At 71.2% G+C, this 14463-nt stretch carries 12 protein-coding genes; 9 read left to right on the top strand and 3 right to left on the bottom strand.

Going from position 1 to position 14463, the window contains the following annotated elements; genetic code table 11:
• Positions 1-3 precede the first annotated feature (3 nt).
• The 7 genes from ACIBW9_RS17825 to ACIBW9_RS17795 all read left to right on the top strand — a co-directional run bounded on the left by ACIBW9_RS17825 (position 4) and on the right by ACIBW9_RS17795 (position 7721).
• A complete protein-coding gene (locus ACIBW9_RS17825) occupies positions 4-1455 on the top strand; it encodes an RtcB family protein (RefSeq protein ID WP_398955955.1) in 1452 nt (483 codons plus the stop codon).
• Positions 1452-2717 (top strand): phosphotransferase family protein, encoded by a 1266-nt coding sequence (locus tag ACIBW9_RS17820; RefSeq protein ID WP_398955953.1) that lies wholly within the window; start codon positions 1452-1454, stop codon positions 2715-2717. The genes ACIBW9_RS17825 and ACIBW9_RS17820 overlap by 4 nt, the downstream gene beginning before the upstream one ends.
• Positions 2705-4018 (top strand): O-antigen ligase family protein, encoded by a 1314-nt coding sequence (locus tag ACIBW9_RS17815; protein WP_398955951.1) that lies wholly within the window; start codon positions 2705-2707, stop codon positions 4016-4018. Before ACIBW9_RS17820 ends, ACIBW9_RS17815 begins: the two co-directional genes overlap by 13 nt.
• On the top strand, positions 4015-5454 hold the full coding sequence (locus tag ACIBW9_RS17810) for a polysaccharide biosynthesis C-terminal domain-containing protein (protein WP_398955950.1): 1440 nt from the start codon (positions 4015-4017) through the stop codon (positions 5452-5454). The genes ACIBW9_RS17815 and ACIBW9_RS17810 overlap by 4 nt, the downstream gene beginning before the upstream one ends.
• Positions 5375-6352, top strand: a complete 978-nt coding sequence (locus tag ACIBW9_RS17805; protein ID WP_398955949.1) for a methionyl-tRNA formyltransferase — start codon at positions 5375-5377, stop codon at positions 6350-6352. Before ACIBW9_RS17810 ends, ACIBW9_RS17805 begins: the two co-directional genes overlap by 80 nt.
• Entirely contained in the window at positions 6349-7011 is a 663-nt protein-coding gene (locus ACIBW9_RS17800; RefSeq protein WP_398955947.1) for a PIG-L deacetylase family protein, read from the top strand. The genes ACIBW9_RS17805 and ACIBW9_RS17800 overlap by 4 nt, the downstream gene beginning before the upstream one ends.
• 74 nt (positions 7012-7085) lie before the next feature.
• Complete coding sequence (locus ACIBW9_RS17795; protein WP_398955945.1) at positions 7086-7721, top strand: sugar transferase; 636 nt, start codon at positions 7086-7088, stop codon at positions 7719-7721.
• A 52-nt stretch (positions 7722-7773) separates the two neighbouring features.
• Here the strand turns inward: ACIBW9_RS17795 and ACIBW9_RS17790 are convergent, their stop codons facing one another.
• The 3 genes from ACIBW9_RS17790 to ACIBW9_RS17780 all read right to left on the bottom strand — a co-directional run bounded on the left by ACIBW9_RS17790 (position 7774) and on the right by ACIBW9_RS17780 (position 12389).
• Positions 7774-8334: a hypothetical protein gene (locus tag ACIBW9_RS17790; RefSeq protein ID WP_398955943.1), complete on the bottom strand. Its 561-nt coding sequence runs from the start codon at positions 8332-8334 to the stop codon at positions 7774-7776.
• Positions 8335-8727: 393 nt separating this feature from the next.
• Positions 8728-9681, bottom strand: coding sequence for an LCP family protein (locus ACIBW9_RS17785; protein ID WP_398955941.1), 954 nt, complete (start codon positions 9679-9681; stop codon positions 8728-8730).
• 77 nt (positions 9682-9758) lie between these two features.
• The gene (locus tag ACIBW9_RS17780; protein WP_398955939.1) at positions 9759-12389 is read right to left on the bottom strand and encodes a DegT/DnrJ/EryC1/StrS family aminotransferase; all 2631 of its coding nucleotides are present in this window, start codon (positions 12387-12389) and stop codon (positions 9759-9761) included.
• 242 nt (positions 12390-12631) lie between these two features.
• On the opposite strand from ACIBW9_RS17780, the gene ACIBW9_RS17775 reads away from it, so the two are divergent.
• Both ACIBW9_RS17775 and ACIBW9_RS17770 read left to right on the top strand, forming a co-directional pair.
• Positions 12632-13393, top strand: coding sequence for a TetR/AcrR family transcriptional regulator (locus tag ACIBW9_RS17775; protein ID WP_398955937.1), 762 nt, complete (start codon positions 12632-12634; stop codon positions 13391-13393).
• Positions 13394-13438: 45 nt separating this feature from the next.
• Positions 13439-14440, top strand: coding sequence for a glycoside hydrolase family 43 protein (locus ACIBW9_RS17770; RefSeq protein WP_398956485.1), 1002 nt, complete (start codon positions 13439-13441; stop codon positions 14438-14440).
• Positions 14441-14463 lie beyond the last annotated feature (23 nt).

Genomic DNA, 14463 nt, shown 5'->3' with positions numbered 1-14463 from the left:
CCCGTGCGCGTCGACATCATCAGCGGACAGCAACCCGGCCCCGCCACCGGATCCCGGGCCGGCCTCGCCGTCTTCGACAGTGCCGAGGCACCAGCCGATCCGGCACTGCTCACCCGGGTCCGCGAAGGAACCGAGACAGCCGACCTGGCCGCGCCTCCGGTGGTACTTCCGGACTTCTGCCACAAGGGCAAGTCCGAAATGCCGTCGAGCATCGCCGTGGCCACCCGGGGGGCGATCCGGCCCGCCCTCACCGACGCCGCGCTCAACTGCGGCATGGCGCTGGCCGTGCTGGACGTGCCCCGGCCCTCCACGGCCGCGGTGGAGGAGTTCTATCGACGGGTCCGGCAACGGTACCCGGACCCGCCGCGCTGGAGATTCGAGCTCTCCCGTGCCGAGGTGCTGCGGGCCGCTGTGGAGGGCGCCCGGTTCTCCGCCGAGCGATTCGGCGTCGACGCCTCGGACGTCGACCGGATCGAGGAGTTCGGGAACCTGCCCGTCGAGGAGTACGGCGGTGCGCACCGCGCCCGCCGTGAACTGCCTTGGATCTGCATACAGTTGGCCCGGCTTCGGTTCGGCGGCATCGGCCCCAGCACACACTTCCTGGAACTCCAGGAAGTCGAAGAAGTGCTGGAACCGGGCATCGCAAGTCTGCTCGGGCTGCACCAGGGCCAAGTGACCCTGCAGTACCACAACGGCGGCGGCGTCCTCACCGGCCAGCTCGGCGAGCTGTATGCGCGGCGGCTGGCCGCCTCCCGGCAGCTACGCGCCGAAATGGCCGTGCAGAAGCCGCTGTCGCACCTGCTGCGGGCCGGCACCCTGGCCGAAGCCCGGCAGCGGTACGCGCTGTACTTCCGGCACGGTTGCCCCTCGGTGCCGATCGCGGGCGAGGAGGGCCGGCGGATGCTGCTCGCGCAGCGACTCGCCATGAATTACGGCTTCGCCTACCGTCTCGCCACCTACGCCTCGCTGCGCACCTTCGTCCGGCTGTCCTTCGGGGCCTCACTGCGACTCGTGGTGGACTCCCCGCACAACTCCGTCTACGAGGAACTCGTCGACGGCGAACCGGCCTTCGTTCACCGGCACAACGCGGCCCGGGCCTGGACGGCAGAGATGATGCCAGGGCACCCCGCCTTTGCGCGCACAGGCCAGCCGCTGCTGGTGCCCGGCACCAACCGCACCTCGTCGTTCCTGTGCGTCCCCGCTCCGCGGGCCCACCGCAGTCTCTACACCGCGTGCCACGGTACTGGCAGCATCATCAGCGATTTCGAGCGCAGCGGCCGCAGCGGACCTGACCCTCTGCACCGGCACACCCTGCGCTTCACCTACGACCACGCCGCACCGCGCCAAGTGCCCCAGCTCGACGACGCCGGGGTCGACGCCGCGCTGGCAGTCCTCTCCAGCAACGAACTGGTCCGACCTGTCGTCCGGCTCCGGCCGTTCGCGGTGCTGTCATGACGACCGCAACGCCCGCACGGGACCGGATGTGGCGCGAACTGCTCCCCGCGGGGCGGCGCTATGTGGTCCTGCCTTCCCGGCGGCACCCGGTCGTGGTCGCCGAGGACCGGGCAGCGGTGCTGTCCTATGTACGTGAGGCGCTGCTCGCGGTACCCCCGCCCCTGCCCGCATGGCTCTATCCAGCTGCCCGAGCCGCGCTGGCGGTTCCGCCGGTGCGGCGCTGCGTCCCGCGGCTGAAGGTCCCCTCCCTCGATGGCGACTGCCCTCCGGGCGAGGTCAGCCATCTGCTCGCCACCGCCGGTCCCCTGATCCTGCTCGATCACAGCCACGACCCGAACGCCCGGCTCGTTCTGCTGCTCTTTCCGCCCGGTTCAGCACTCCCCTCACTGGCTGTGAAGGTCCCGACCGGGCCCGACGCCGCGGCAGGCGTCGTCCGCGAGGCCGACCGGCTGCGGGCTGTGACGGCGCTGCCGCTCGGGGAGGCCCGGGCGGCCGTGCCCACCGTCGTCGGGCTGCTGCGACACGACGGCCTGCCTGCGCTCGTGACCACCGCACTGCCGGGCGTGCCCATGCTGGTCGCCTACCACCGTCCGGCGCACCACGCACGCCTGGCGCCGGTCCGCGCGGACTTCGCCGCGGCCGCGCTCTGGCTGGCCGCGCTGCAGTCGGCCACCGCCGGTGACACCGCGCCGGTGGATCTCGCGCCGCATGTGGCCGATGTCCTGGACCGGCGCCTGGGCAGCGGCCCCGATGCGGAGCGTGCCCAGGAAGTCCTGACGGCGCTGCGCCGCCGACTGCGCCGGTGCGCGGCCCCCCTGACCGCCGTACACGGGGACTTCTGGCCCGGGAACGTGCTGTTGCGCGGCGGCCGGGTCTCCGGAGTCGTCGACTGGGAGCGCGCCCGCACCGCAGGCAACCCGCTCGCCGATCCGGCCCGATTCGTTGTGGCCTACTGCGAATACCTCGACCGGCGTACCAGGCCCGGGCACCGGGTCCCCGGCCATCCGGCGCTGATCGCAGGAGAGCCCGGGGCAGCGCTGGCCTATGCCCTGGACGGCGCGGGCTGGTATCCGCGCCTGGTCCGCGGCTTCCTCACGGCGACGCTGCGACGGCTCGGTCTGCCCGCCACGTGCGGCCGGGACGCTGTACTGGCGGAGCTGGCCGCGACGGCTGCCGAAGCCACGGACCCGGAGTTCGCCCGCGCACAGGTCCGCGCGTTCACCCGTCTGGCCGTTAAGGAGGCGCCGTCATGGCCGCCGTGACCGAAACCGGGTTGCTGCCCCTGGCATCCCGGCCCGCAGCCCGGCCGGAGCCAATGGCCCGCACGGCGACGCTCGTCGCCTGCGCGGCCATGGTCTTCCAGCCGATCCTGCGCCCCGCCGGCCCCGGCAACAGCTCGCCGGTGGACCTGCTCACCGTGGCCACGGTACTGGTGGGTGCCCTGTGGGCTGCGACCTGCGGGCGAAGGCTGGGCGCACCCTACGGCGTGGCCGCGGCCCTGCTCCTGCTCAGCGGTGGCATCGCGGGCATCGCCGGACCGCTGCCGGGTATTTCACTGGTGAACCTGGTCAAGGAACTGGCGCTGATCGCCTGGTGCATCACGCTCTACAACCTCGCGCGCCGGCCGGGCGTTCTGCGTCTGCTCACCTCGGCGTTCGCGTACGCGGCCGTGGTCTGGGCGTCCGTCCTCGTGGCCGCGACGCTCGCCCAAATCACCGCCATCGAGGGGATATCCCCGACCGAGGGCGACCGCAAGCTGTTCACCCTGGGCGACCCCAACTACGCAGCCACATACTGGGTGGTTTCGATCTTCATGGTGTTCGCCGCCCAGCGGCCGCGCGCCCGCCTCCTGCGCTGGTTCGGCTACGCGATGCTGGTCTGGGCGCTGCTGCTGTGCCAGTCGAACGGCGGCATGCTCGAGCTCGGCGTGGGCCTGGTCTTCCTTGCCACCTACTGGGCGTACCGCAGGAGTGGACCTGCCGGTGCGGCCGCCGTGGTACTGGCTGTGGTCCTCGCCGGCATCGGCGCCCTCACGACGAACGCCGTGTCCGAGGTGCGGGACTGGGCCCAACTGTCGCAGCGCACGGAGCTGGTGAACACCGTGGGTCGCAGTGGAACGAGCACCGAGCAGCGGACCACGCTGATGCGCGAGAGCCTGCAGATGTACGAGGACGAATGGCTGACCGGTTCGGGACCGGGTACCACGAAACAGCTCTTCCAGGACCGGCAGTTCCCTTACGCCAAGGAAGCCCACAACGACTACATCGCGGCCCTCGTCGAACGCGGCCCGCTCGGCGTGATCGGCCTGTTGACCCTGGTGCTGTCGGCGGCCTGGCGGTCCGTCCGAGCCCTGCGCGCCCCGCCCGGCTCGCGTTTCGCCGCCCAGGTGCCCCGGCCTGCCGGACTCGTCGCGGCACTCCTGGGCCTGACCGTGGCAGGCGCGTACTACGAGGTCCTGCACTTCCGGTTCCTCTGGGCGCTGCTCGCGATGGTGGCCGTACTGGCCTCCGCACCCGAACCGGACGGGCCGGACCGTCCCGGCGCACACGGGGGGCTGCCATGACCGGGGCCGCCGGGCAGAGCCACGAGACCACGCAGCAGTCTCCGGCGCTGGGGCGCCGCAGCATGGTCGGCAACCTGGTCGCCCAGGGAAGCGCCGTGGCGGTGGTCTTCGTCGCGAGCCTGCTCGTCGCCCGGCTGTCCGGGGCCGAGGTGCTCGGCGAGTACGCCCTGCTGCGGGTGCTGCCCTGGCTGACGGGGGTCGTGGTGAGCTGCGGACTGCCGCTGGCGAGTGCGTACTTCCTGGCGGGCGAGCGACGCGACGATCCAGCGCTGCGGCCCACGCTGGCACTGCTCGCCGCGGCCGGGTCTGCCGCCGGTGCGCTGCTGTGGCTGGCCGCGGTGCCCCTGCTCGCCCCGCTCTTCCCCACCGTACCGGTGTGGCAGCTCACCCTGCTGGCAGTCACCGTGATCACGCAGCTGCTCACCGTGTGGGGCAAGGCCTGCTGTCAGGGACGAGCAGACATGCGGGGGGCCAACCTGGTCATCGTCGCGGAGGAGTTCCTCTTCCTGCCCGCCTACGGCGCCGCCCTGCTGGTCGGACTGCGCGATGCCGACGCGGTGGTCGCCGGACTCGTCGTCGGCGGCACGGCCGCCACGGTCACCTCGCTGGGCAGGCTGGCGCGCACCGGATTCGGACGCCGTTGGGGCCGGCCGTCGCACCCGCTCGCCCGGGAGGTTCTGCGCTACGGTGCCAGTGGCCAGCTGGGCAATGTGCTGCTGCTCGTCAACCTCCGGCTGGACTTCGTCATCGTGGACGCGCTGTCCGGTCCCGCCGTGCTCGGTGTCTACGCCGTCGCCTCCAAGTTCGCCGAACTGATGCGACTGCCCGCCCTCGCGATGCACTACGTGCTCTATCCGCGGTTCTCCCGTGCCGGTGCGCGGCGCGCGGGCGATGAGGTGCGCCGCCTCCTGCCGCGGGCCACGGCGCTGACCGCCGCGCTGGTACCGCTGATGGTGGGAGCCGCGGTGATCGCGCTGCCGCTGCTCTACGGGCAGAAATTCGACAGCGCCGTCGTGCCTGCCTGCATCCTGCTGGCCGGACTTGCCGTCGAGGGCGCGGCAGCCGTGTCCACGGCCTATCTGTTCGGCGTCGGCCGACCCGGGATGAACTCCTTGGGTATGGGGGTCGGCGTCGCCGTCACCGTCGTACTGGACTGGCTGCTCATCCCCCGGTACGAGGCTGTGGGAGCGGCCGTGGCGTCCAGCATCGCGTACTTGGTCACCACTGCAGTACTCGTGACCCTCACTCGTCTCGTGGTCAGGGCCCGCACCCGAACCCGAAGGAGCCGCTATGCGCAACCCGTCCTATCGGCCCTCCGCCGAACACCGACCCGGGCGCGTCGTCTTCATCGGCGCCGTGCACGAGGCCCAGGCGGCTCTGACGGCCCTGCTTCGGTCGCCGCTGGTCCGCGTCACGGCCGTGATCACGCCGCCTGACGAGAACCGGAACAGACTGTCGGGCGCCGCCGACCTGCCGGGTGCCGCCCGGGCAGCCGGGGTCCCACTCCTGCGCGAGAACGAGCTCAACACGCCGGAGATGGTGGCGAGGATCCAGGCACTGGACCCGGACCTGATGGTCGTCGTCGGCTGGACCCGGCTGCTCGGCCCCGAGTTGCTCTCCGTTCCGCGATACGGCTGCGTCGGCTTCCACGCGTCCCTGCTGCCGCGCCATCGTGGTCGCGCCCCGGTGAACTGGGCGATCCTGCGCGGCGAGCGGGTCACCGGCAACACGATGATGATGCTCGACCCTGGCGTGGACACCGGCGACATCGTCGACCAGCGCGCCGTGGTCATCGGGCCAGAGGACACCTGCGGCACGGTGTACGACCGGGTCGCGCAGGCCGGTGCCGACATGCTGCTGGCGCATCTTCCGGCCCTGCTCACCGGCACCGCGCCGCGCCGTCCACAGGATCCCGCCGAGGGAGACGTGCTGCCCCGCCGCACTCCCGCCATGGGGATCATCGACTGGGACCGCCCGGCGTCCGCGGTGCACGACTGGGTGCGTGCCCTGACCACGCCGTACCCAGGGGCGTTCGGCGTGCTCGACGGCGAGCGGGTGATGATCTGGCGTACTCTCCCGCCCAGCGGTGATGAGCCCGGTGGGCCGCCGGGATCGGTGCTCGCCGTGGAACCGGACCGCGGTGTTCTTGTGGCCACCCGCACCGGCGGGGTGCTGGTCACCAGGATGAGCAGCCCCTCCGAGCCGCCCCACCCCGCGGCGCCCTGGTCCCTGCGGGCCGGTGTGAGGCCCGGCCACCGGTTCGAGGCGGTGCCCGACGGGGTGGCCCGCTGGGTGCTCGGCGAGGGCCCGCGGCCCGAGGGGGTGACGCGATGAGCACCGTACTCGTCCTGGCCGCACACCCCGACGACGAACTCCTCGGGCCGGGCGGCACCCTCGCCCGGCACGTCCGGGACGGCGACGCGGTACACGCCGTCGTCCTCACCGAAGGGGCCTCGAGCCGGTACCGCGAAGGGCTCGCCGAGGATCTGGCCAAGTCGGCGCAACGGTCGGCGCAGGTGCTGGGGCTGGCCTCGCTGGAACTGTGGTCCCTGCCCGATCAGCGGCTGGACACGCTGCCCCTGATCGACGTGGTCCAGCAGGTGGAGACGGTCGTGGACGCGCTGCGCCCGGACCTGGTCTACACGCACTTCCCGGGGGACGTGAACTCCGACCACGGGGTCGTGGCCCGCGCCGCGTGGACGGCCTGCCGCCCCTATGTACTGCCCAGGCTGCGCAGGTTCGCCGTGTTCGAGACGCCGTCGTCCACCGAGTGGGCGTGGTCGACCGACGATGCGTTCACGCCGTCCCTCTACGCGGACGTCACGCGCACCCTCCAAGTCAAACTGGAGGCGATGAGCTGCTACGAGACCGAGTTGCGGGATCATCCGCACCCCCGGTCGCTGCGCGCCCTGCAGGAGCGCGCGGCGTACTGGGGCAGCCGGGTCGGGCGCCCGGCAGCGGAACCTTTCCAGGTACTGCGGGAGATGTGGTGATGATGGTGTCCGGGCGGATCCGGCCGGCGCCGGCCGGGACGCAGGTACGCGAGGACAGTCGGCTACGTCGTGCGGTGGACATCGGCGTCGCCCTGATACTGCTGGTGGTTCTGCTGGTGCCGATGATGCTGGTCGCCGTCCTGGTGCGGTGCACCAGCCGAGGGCCTGTCCTGTATCGGCAGTGGCGCGCGGGCCGGGGACTGCAGCCCTTCGTCATCCTGAAGTTCCGCTCGATGTCCGTCGGCGCCGACCGCGCGGGACCCGCGGTGAGCGGCAGCATGGACCCCCGCGTGACGCGGGTCGGGAGGTGGCTGCGCCGCAGTCATCTCGACGAACTGCCGCAGCTGGTCAACCTGTTGCGCGGTGACATGACACTTGTGGGTCCGCGACCGGAGGTCGAGCGGTTCCTGCCGTACTACACCCGGGGCGAGCTGCGACTGCTGGACGACCGGCCGGGCATCGTCGGCCCAGGCGCGCTGTACGTGGCGAAGCGCGGCGACGAGTTGGACGTTCCCGGCCATGCCGAGGAGCTTTATGTGGAGAGGCAGTTGCACACCAAGCTCGCCCTGGACCTTGCCTACCTGCGCGATCGCCGGCTCGCGACGGACGTGCAGCTGGTGGCGCAGGCGCTGTGTGTGAGCCTGCCTCGCTTCGCCGACGGTCGCTCCGCTCGCGTCGCAGCCCATGTCTCGCGCGGGTCGCGGGTCTGACCGGCTCCCCGGCCCGCGTTCCGACGCGGGCCGGAGAGCCGAGCCGGCTGTCTCAGGTGGCCCGGAAGGCCGCGGCGACTGCGTACCAGTCGGTCGAGGTGGCCAGGCCGAATCGTGCGTTCTGCGGGCCGGGCGCACTGGAGAGAATGCCCTCGATGGTGCATGACCTGCTGCCGTTGTAGGCCTCCAGGACCCCCTGGCTGCTGCCCGGCGTGACGGTGAGCGGTTGACCACCGGTGATCATCGCACCGAAGCCCAGTTCGCCACCGGGAACCGAGGCGGTCGGACCGGAGTCCGCGGAGGTTCCGATCCCCCGGCCCACCGCTCTCTGGTCCAGGGCGTTGGAGGTGGCCACCCCCGAGTACTCGGCGACCGCGCTCGGCAGATACGTCGGACCGGCTGCGGTCATGGTGACGGTCAGTGAGGCGGCGGCCCGGGTGTTCTGCACGTAGTACAGCGCGAGGTCCCCGCCCCCGTTGTTGAAGTGCTCGGACGCGGGCGCCCGGGTCCAGGCGCCGTTGACGTTGTCCGAGACATGCACCGTCCCTCGGGCGTTGTACTCGGCGAACCAGCCGACGACGAGGCCCCCGGACCGCACCTGCCCAGGCAGCACGACCGACAGGGAGGGGACTAGCTGGAGGTGGAGAACGCCTTGCCCTGGACGAAGGCCGGCGTGGCCGCCTGGGCCGTGGCCGGGAGCGCGATGAGCCCCGCCAATGCGAGGATTGCGGTGACGGCGCACCGGAGAACGGGTCGGAAAGCGGAAAGACGCAGTCGTCGGCGTCTTCGCACGGTTGCCTCTCACGTCCATCGGGCGGGGCAGCGCATACAGCGCCTGTCAGTCCCGGCCCAGCCTGGTGTGAGCGGCTCGAAGCGGCCAACGATGTTGCGTCATGCGCGTGAACACAGCAGAGCGAACGGGTGGAATTCACTCGGCGCGGGTCACGCGGTCGTCGTGTCCCGGACCGGGAACGCGCCGACGACCGGGGTGACGGTCGACCGGTCCTCAGGAACCCTTCTCGACCTCGTGCCAACGGACCCGCAGCTTTGCACGGTCGAGGATCAGGGCGTACTGCCCGCGGATCATCTCCGAACGGACGATGGGCGCGGTGGTGAACCGGGCGTCGGACTCGTCCAGGTGGCGCAGACCGATCACCAGGTCGCGCAGATCACCGTTGGACATCCGGTCGTCCACGCTGACCGCGCGTGTAACCGCGTCGAGCATACGGGCGGTGCCGAAGGGGTTGGTGAGACTGACCTTTCCGCGCATCTCGCCGACCAGGCTGCGCAGGAACTGCTGCTGGTGCTTGATCCGGTCCAGTTCGCCGCCGGGCACACCGTGACGTTGCCGGACGTAGGCCAGCGCCTCGTCGCCGTGCATGACGTGGGTACCGGCGGCGAAGTGCCGTTGCAGCACAGGGTCGTAGGAGTCCGCCGCCACGGTGATGCGCACGCCGCCGACGGCGTCCGTGAGGGCCTTGAAGCCGTGCCAGTCGATGACGCCGAAGTGGTCGACGCGCGTCCTGGTCAGCTGTTCCACCGTCTGGATCATGAGAGGCGGGCCGCCCCAGGAGAACGCCGCGTTGACCTTCGCCGAACCATGGCCCGGGATGGGCACCCAGCTGTCCCTCGGAATGGACATCACGTGGACAGTGCGCTTGTCGCCGCTCAGGTGCACCAGCATCATGGTGTCGCTCCGCTGAGCGCCATACCGCCACAGCCGGGTGGTCGCGTTGGTTCCGGTGGTCGGCCGCTTGGAGCGGCTGTCGACTCCGGCGAGCAGGAAGGTGGTTCCACCGTGGTGAGCGGTGGGTCCGGGCGGGCGTGGGCCGGTGGGGAAGGCGTCGGGAATGCGGGCGACCTGGTCTCCGTAGTGGTTGGTGCCCCACCACACCGCTCCCGCACCGAGGCCCAGCAGGGCGAGCACGGTGGCCAGTGCGAGCACCAGCAGTCTGCGCAACAGCCGGTGCCGTGACCGCGTGCCACCCGGAGGGCTGGGCCTCGGTGGCCATGGGGGCCACTGGCCGAGGGCGGGCATCAGAAGTCGTCCGGATACGGGTCGGTCAGGGCGGCGTGCGCGCGCTCCACCGGCTTCGCGGCAGGGAATCCCGGGAGAAGCTCTGCGAGGATGCGGCGCACGTCACCGGCGTCGTTGTGCTCCGCGGCCGTGTAAAGGGCGGGGAGTTGCCGGGCCAGAGCCGGCGGGCGGGCGACCGGCGTTGCGGCGAGGATGCGCGGGTGGGCGGTGGGTGTGTGCTTCTCCTGCGTGGAGAACAATGTCTCGTTCAGTTTCTCGCCCGGCCGCAGCCCGGTGAATCGGATGTTCACATCCGATACGTGCACAGAGCGAGCGAACTTGTGGACCAGGTCCACGATGCGTACCGGCCCGCTCATGTCCAGCACGAACACCTCCCCACCGCGGGCCATGCGTGCCGCTTCCAGGACCAGGCCGACGGCCTCTTCGACCGTCATGAAGAAGCGCGTCACGTCGGGGTGGGTGACGGTCACCGCGGAGCCGGTGCCCAGTTGTTCGGCGATGACGGAGAGCAGCGAGCCACGGCTGCCGAGCACGTTGCCGAAACGGACGGACGTGAGCACGGTACCGGGCGGGGCGTCCTGCTGACTGCTCTGCACGACGAGTTCGGCCAGCCGCTTCGTCGCCCCAAGGACCGACACCGGATCGGCGGCCTTGTCTGTGGAGATCAGCACGAAGCGCGCGGTTCCCACGGCGGCCGCGGCGCGGACCAGGTTCTCGGTGCCTCGCACGTTCGTCTTCACGCCTTCGCACGGGTGCAGTTCGAGCAGCGGCAGGTGTTTGTGGGCGGCTGCGTGGAAGACGACCTCGGGGCGCAGTTCGCGGAAGATCTGGTCGATGCGGGGGCGGTCGCGAATGTCCGAGATGACGATGTCGTCACTGCGCAGGGCATTGCCGTCAAGCTCCAGTTGCAGCCGGTGCAGGTTCGACTCGTCGTGGTCGAGCAGCAGCAGGCGGCTCGGGCCGAAGGCTCGTACCTGGTGACACAGCTCGCTGCCGATCGAACCACCTGCGCCGGTGACCAGTACCCGCCGCCCGGCGACAACCGACCGTGCCGCGGCGCTCACCACGTGCATCTCGGCGCGGCCGATGAGCGCTTGCACGTCGAGTTCACGCATGTCGCTGCCGACCACGTCACGGCGCAGGGCCGCGGTGAACGAGGGCAGGTAGCGCACGCTCGCTCCCTCGGCCTCCGCGGCCCGGGCGACGCGCCGGAAACGATCCGGGTCCAGCCCGGGTATGGCGACGACCACGGCCTCGATCCGGTGGTCGTGCACGGCCGATCGGGTGGCGTCGAGTTCTCCGAGTACGGGCAGGCCCCCGGTCACGTCGGCTCGGCGCTTGGCCGGATCGTCGTCGAGGAAGCCGACGGGATCCAGTCCGAAGGCCGGGGTGCGGGCCAGATCCCGGGCAAGCGCCCGCCCTGCTTCCCCGGCGCCGATCACCAGGGTGCGAAGTCCCGGCAGCCGGCGGGCAGCCGGCCGACCGGCGGTGGGCGGGGAGGCGTGCTCGGCCAGTGCCGCACAGACCCGATCCACGGCGGCCTCGGTGAGGTCCGGATACAGAGGCAGGGACAGCAGCTGGGGGAAGAGCTCGTCGGCGCCCGGCAGACCGCCCGGCGGGATGACAGTCCGGTCGCGGAAGTAGGGCAGACGGTGCAGCGGCAGGAAGTGGACGGAGGCGCCGATACGGTGCTCGGCGAGCCGCTCGATCAGTTCGTCGCGGGTCGTGCCGTACTCGTCGCGCACCCGCACCACGTAGAGGTGCCGGGCATGCCGACCGGGAGTGTCGGAGCGCAACGGTTCGAGGCCGGGAACGGCCGCGAGTGCTTCGGTGTACCGCTCCGCAAGGGCGTGACGGCGCCGCTGCCAGTCGTCGAGATGCCTGAGCTGGGCACGTCCCACGGCAGCCTGGACATCCGTCATGTTGGCCTTCAGGCCGTCCTCCTCGACGGTGTACCGCCAGCTGCCGCCCGGCAGGTTGCGGCGCCAGGCGTCCGCGGACATGCCGTGCAACCGGGTCCGTCGGATCCGCTCGGCGAGCGACGGGTCGTCGGTCGTGACCATGCCGCCCTCGCCGATCGGCAGGTTCTTGGTGGCGTAGAAGCTGAAGCAGGTCGCCCGGGACAGGCCGCCCACCGGCCGGTCGCCCACCGCCGTGCCCAGCGCATGCGCGGCGTCCTCGACGACGCGGGCCAGGGGCAGATGGGCGGCGTCCGCCAGTTCGGCGACCGGGGCGGGGGCGCCTGCGTAGTGCAGGACCATCATCGCCTGCGGACATCCGCAGGCCCGCGCCGCACGGACGACGGTGGCGGGTGTCACCAGTGCGGTGCGTGGGTCGACGTCGACCAGCACCGGTCTCAACCCGGTGTGCAGGATCGCCTGGGCCGCGCCGCAGAAGGTCACTGACGGGATCAGGACAGTTCCGCCGGGCGGCAGCGACAGGGCGCCCAGCGCCAGTTCGAGCGCTGCTGTGCAGGAGCTCACCGCGACTGCGTGCTCCACGCCGACGTACGCCGCGAACTCGCCCTCGAACCGCTCCGTCTCCGGGCCCGTGGTCACCCAGCCGGAGGCGAGCACACGCCTCGCCGCTCTCCTGGCCTCCGGACAGATCCGAGTGACGGCGAAGGGCACGCCATCGGCCCCTCCCCCGTGTGCGACAGCCCGTTGGCGGGGCCGCAGGCGATGAACTGTCATGGGGTTTCTCCCCGCGGTTCCTCGGTGGCCGTTCCTGGGGAATGGTTACGCCGTCGGACGGGCCGGCAGCGCGTCCATTCGATGTATATTTACGACGTATACGTACACTTTGCCCCTGAAGATGGATAGAGTCAACCTCGAAAGAGGACAAGGCGAGGCCGATCAGCGGGAGGCGAAGCATGGCCAGGAAGCAGGCCGCGGCACGCAGACTCGAAGAGGGCTCCGAAACCCGCCCTGCGCGCCGCGCCAGTGACCGCGGCCACTATGGTCGGCTGAGCCGGGAGCGTGTGCTGATCAGCGCGCTGGAGCTGGTCGACCGGGACAGCCTGTCGGCGCTGAGCATGCGTCGCCTCGGCGCCGAGCTCGGGGTGGAGGCGATGGCGCTCTACCGGTATGCGGCGAGCAAGGACGCCCTCCTCGACGGCCTCGTCGAAGCCCTGTACCTCGAGCTGGAGGAGCGCCTGGCAGCCGCCCCCAAAGCCGACTCGACGAACGCCGTCCCCGCCTGGCGCGCCGAACTCCACCGCATCGCCCGCGCCACCTACGACGTCTGCCTCGCCCACCCCCAAGCCGTCCCACTCCTCACCACCCGCATGCTCGCCGTCCCGCTCGCGCGTCGTCCGCTTGCCGTGCTCAAGGATCACGAGAGGGTGCTCGCGCTGCTCAGGGAGGCCGGGCTCGACGATGCCGGTACGGCGGCCGTCTTCCGGGCCTTCACGGCCTGGCTGCTGGGCTATGTGTCCGTGGAGCTGCGGCCCATGGTGGACAACCCCGACGAGCAGGACCCGGCGTTCCGTCTCGGTCTGCACCGCATGCCGCCCCAGGAGCTGCCCGGGCTGCGCGAGGCCGCCCCCGCCCTCACCGAGCCGGGCGGACCGGAGGGCCTTGCCGCGGGCCTGGACGCGCTGCTCGACCGGTTCGGGGAGATCGCCGGAAAGTAGGCATCCGTCGGAACGTATTCTTCGGCGGTGGCCGAGAACGAGCTGATGCAGCTTCCCGACATGCCGTTGCACGATCCGTTCATCGTCGCCGACAGGGCGACTGGCACGTACTACCTCTACACCTCCAACGAGCCGTCCGTATCGGGCGTGGACGGCACCGGCACGATGGTCTACCGCAGCCACGACCTGCGCGACTGGACGCGACCGGTCGTGGTCTTCCTCGCCGGCAACCAGAGCGGCAGCTGGGCGACGGACGGCGCGTGGGCGCCGGAGGTCCACGAACTGGACGGCAGGTACTACCTGTTCACCACCCTCCACAACGAGGACCGGCCCCTCCCGGTGCCCCCGGCCAACCAATGGGGCACACCGTTCCAGCTCCGCAACTACATGCGCGGCACCATCACCGCCGTGTCCGACTCGCTGCTGGGTCCGTTCACCGCCGTCGAGCCCGCCCGGCCCACCCCGCCCGAGAACCTGATGACCCTCGACGGCACCCTCCACGTCGACCGGTCCGGTCAGCCCTGGATGGTGTACGCGCACGAGTGGCTGCAGACCATCGACGGAACCATGGAGGCGGTCCGGCTGACCCCGGACCTGGCGGGAACCGTCGGAGATCCGGTCTTCCTGTTCAAGGGCTCGGACGCGTTCTGGCTCGGCGAGCAGATCCCCGCCGGCGTCCCGGCCCAGCTCCCGCCCTACATCACCGACGGCCCCCAGCTGCACCCCGCGCCCGACGGATCGCTGCTCATGCTGTGGTCGACGTACGAGAAGAACCTGGTCGGCAAGGACGGCACCGTCAGCGGCGGCTATGTGCAGACCTACGCCGTCTCCGAGTCCGGCGAGATCACCGGGCCCTGGCGGCAGCACCGGCCGCTGGTCCGGGACGACAGCGGTCACGGCATGCTGTTCCACACCTTCGACGGCCGGCTGATGATGGTCCTTCACCGCCCGTTCGAGAACGCCCGCGGGAAGCTGTACGAGATGCAGCTCGTCGGCCACGAGCTACGCGTGCTCCGGCAGCGGACGGACCTCGACGGCGGTGGATGACGGCCGAGAAGGGGTGGCAACGG

This window comes from Streptomyces sp. NPDC049541 (genome assembly GCF_044465725.1).
In the GTDB taxonomy this organism is placed as follows: domain Bacteria; phylum Actinomycetota; class Actinomycetes; order Streptomycetales; family Streptomycetaceae; genus Streptomyces.
This window is presented reverse-complemented; position numbering and strand designations above follow the sequence as displayed.

Bases quoted from the DNA above. Each gene is read 5' to 3' on its own strand.
- ACIBW9_RS17815 (WP_398955951.1), top strand. From the start codon at position 2,705: ATGGCCGCCGTGACCGAAACCGGGTTGCTGCCCCTGGCATCCCGGCCC.
- ACIBW9_RS17800 (WP_398955947.1), top strand. From the start codon at position 6,349: ATGAGCACCGTACTCGTCCTGGCCGCACACCCCGACGACGAACTCCTC.
- ACIBW9_RS17770 (WP_398956485.1), top strand. From the start codon at position 13,439: ATGCAGCTTCCCGACATGCCGTTGCACGATCCGTTCATCGTCGCCGAC.
- ACIBW9_RS17820 (WP_398955953.1), top strand. From the start codon at position 1,452: ATGACGACCGCAACGCCCGCACGGGACCGGATGTGGCGCGAACTGCTC.
- ACIBW9_RS17810 (WP_398955950.1), top strand. From the start codon at position 4,015: ATGACCGGGGCCGCCGGGCAGAGCCACGAGACCACGCAGCAGTCTCCG.
- ACIBW9_RS17775 (WP_398955937.1), top strand. From the start codon at position 12,632: ATGGCCAGGAAGCAGGCCGCGGCACGCAGACTCGAAGAGGGCTCCGAA.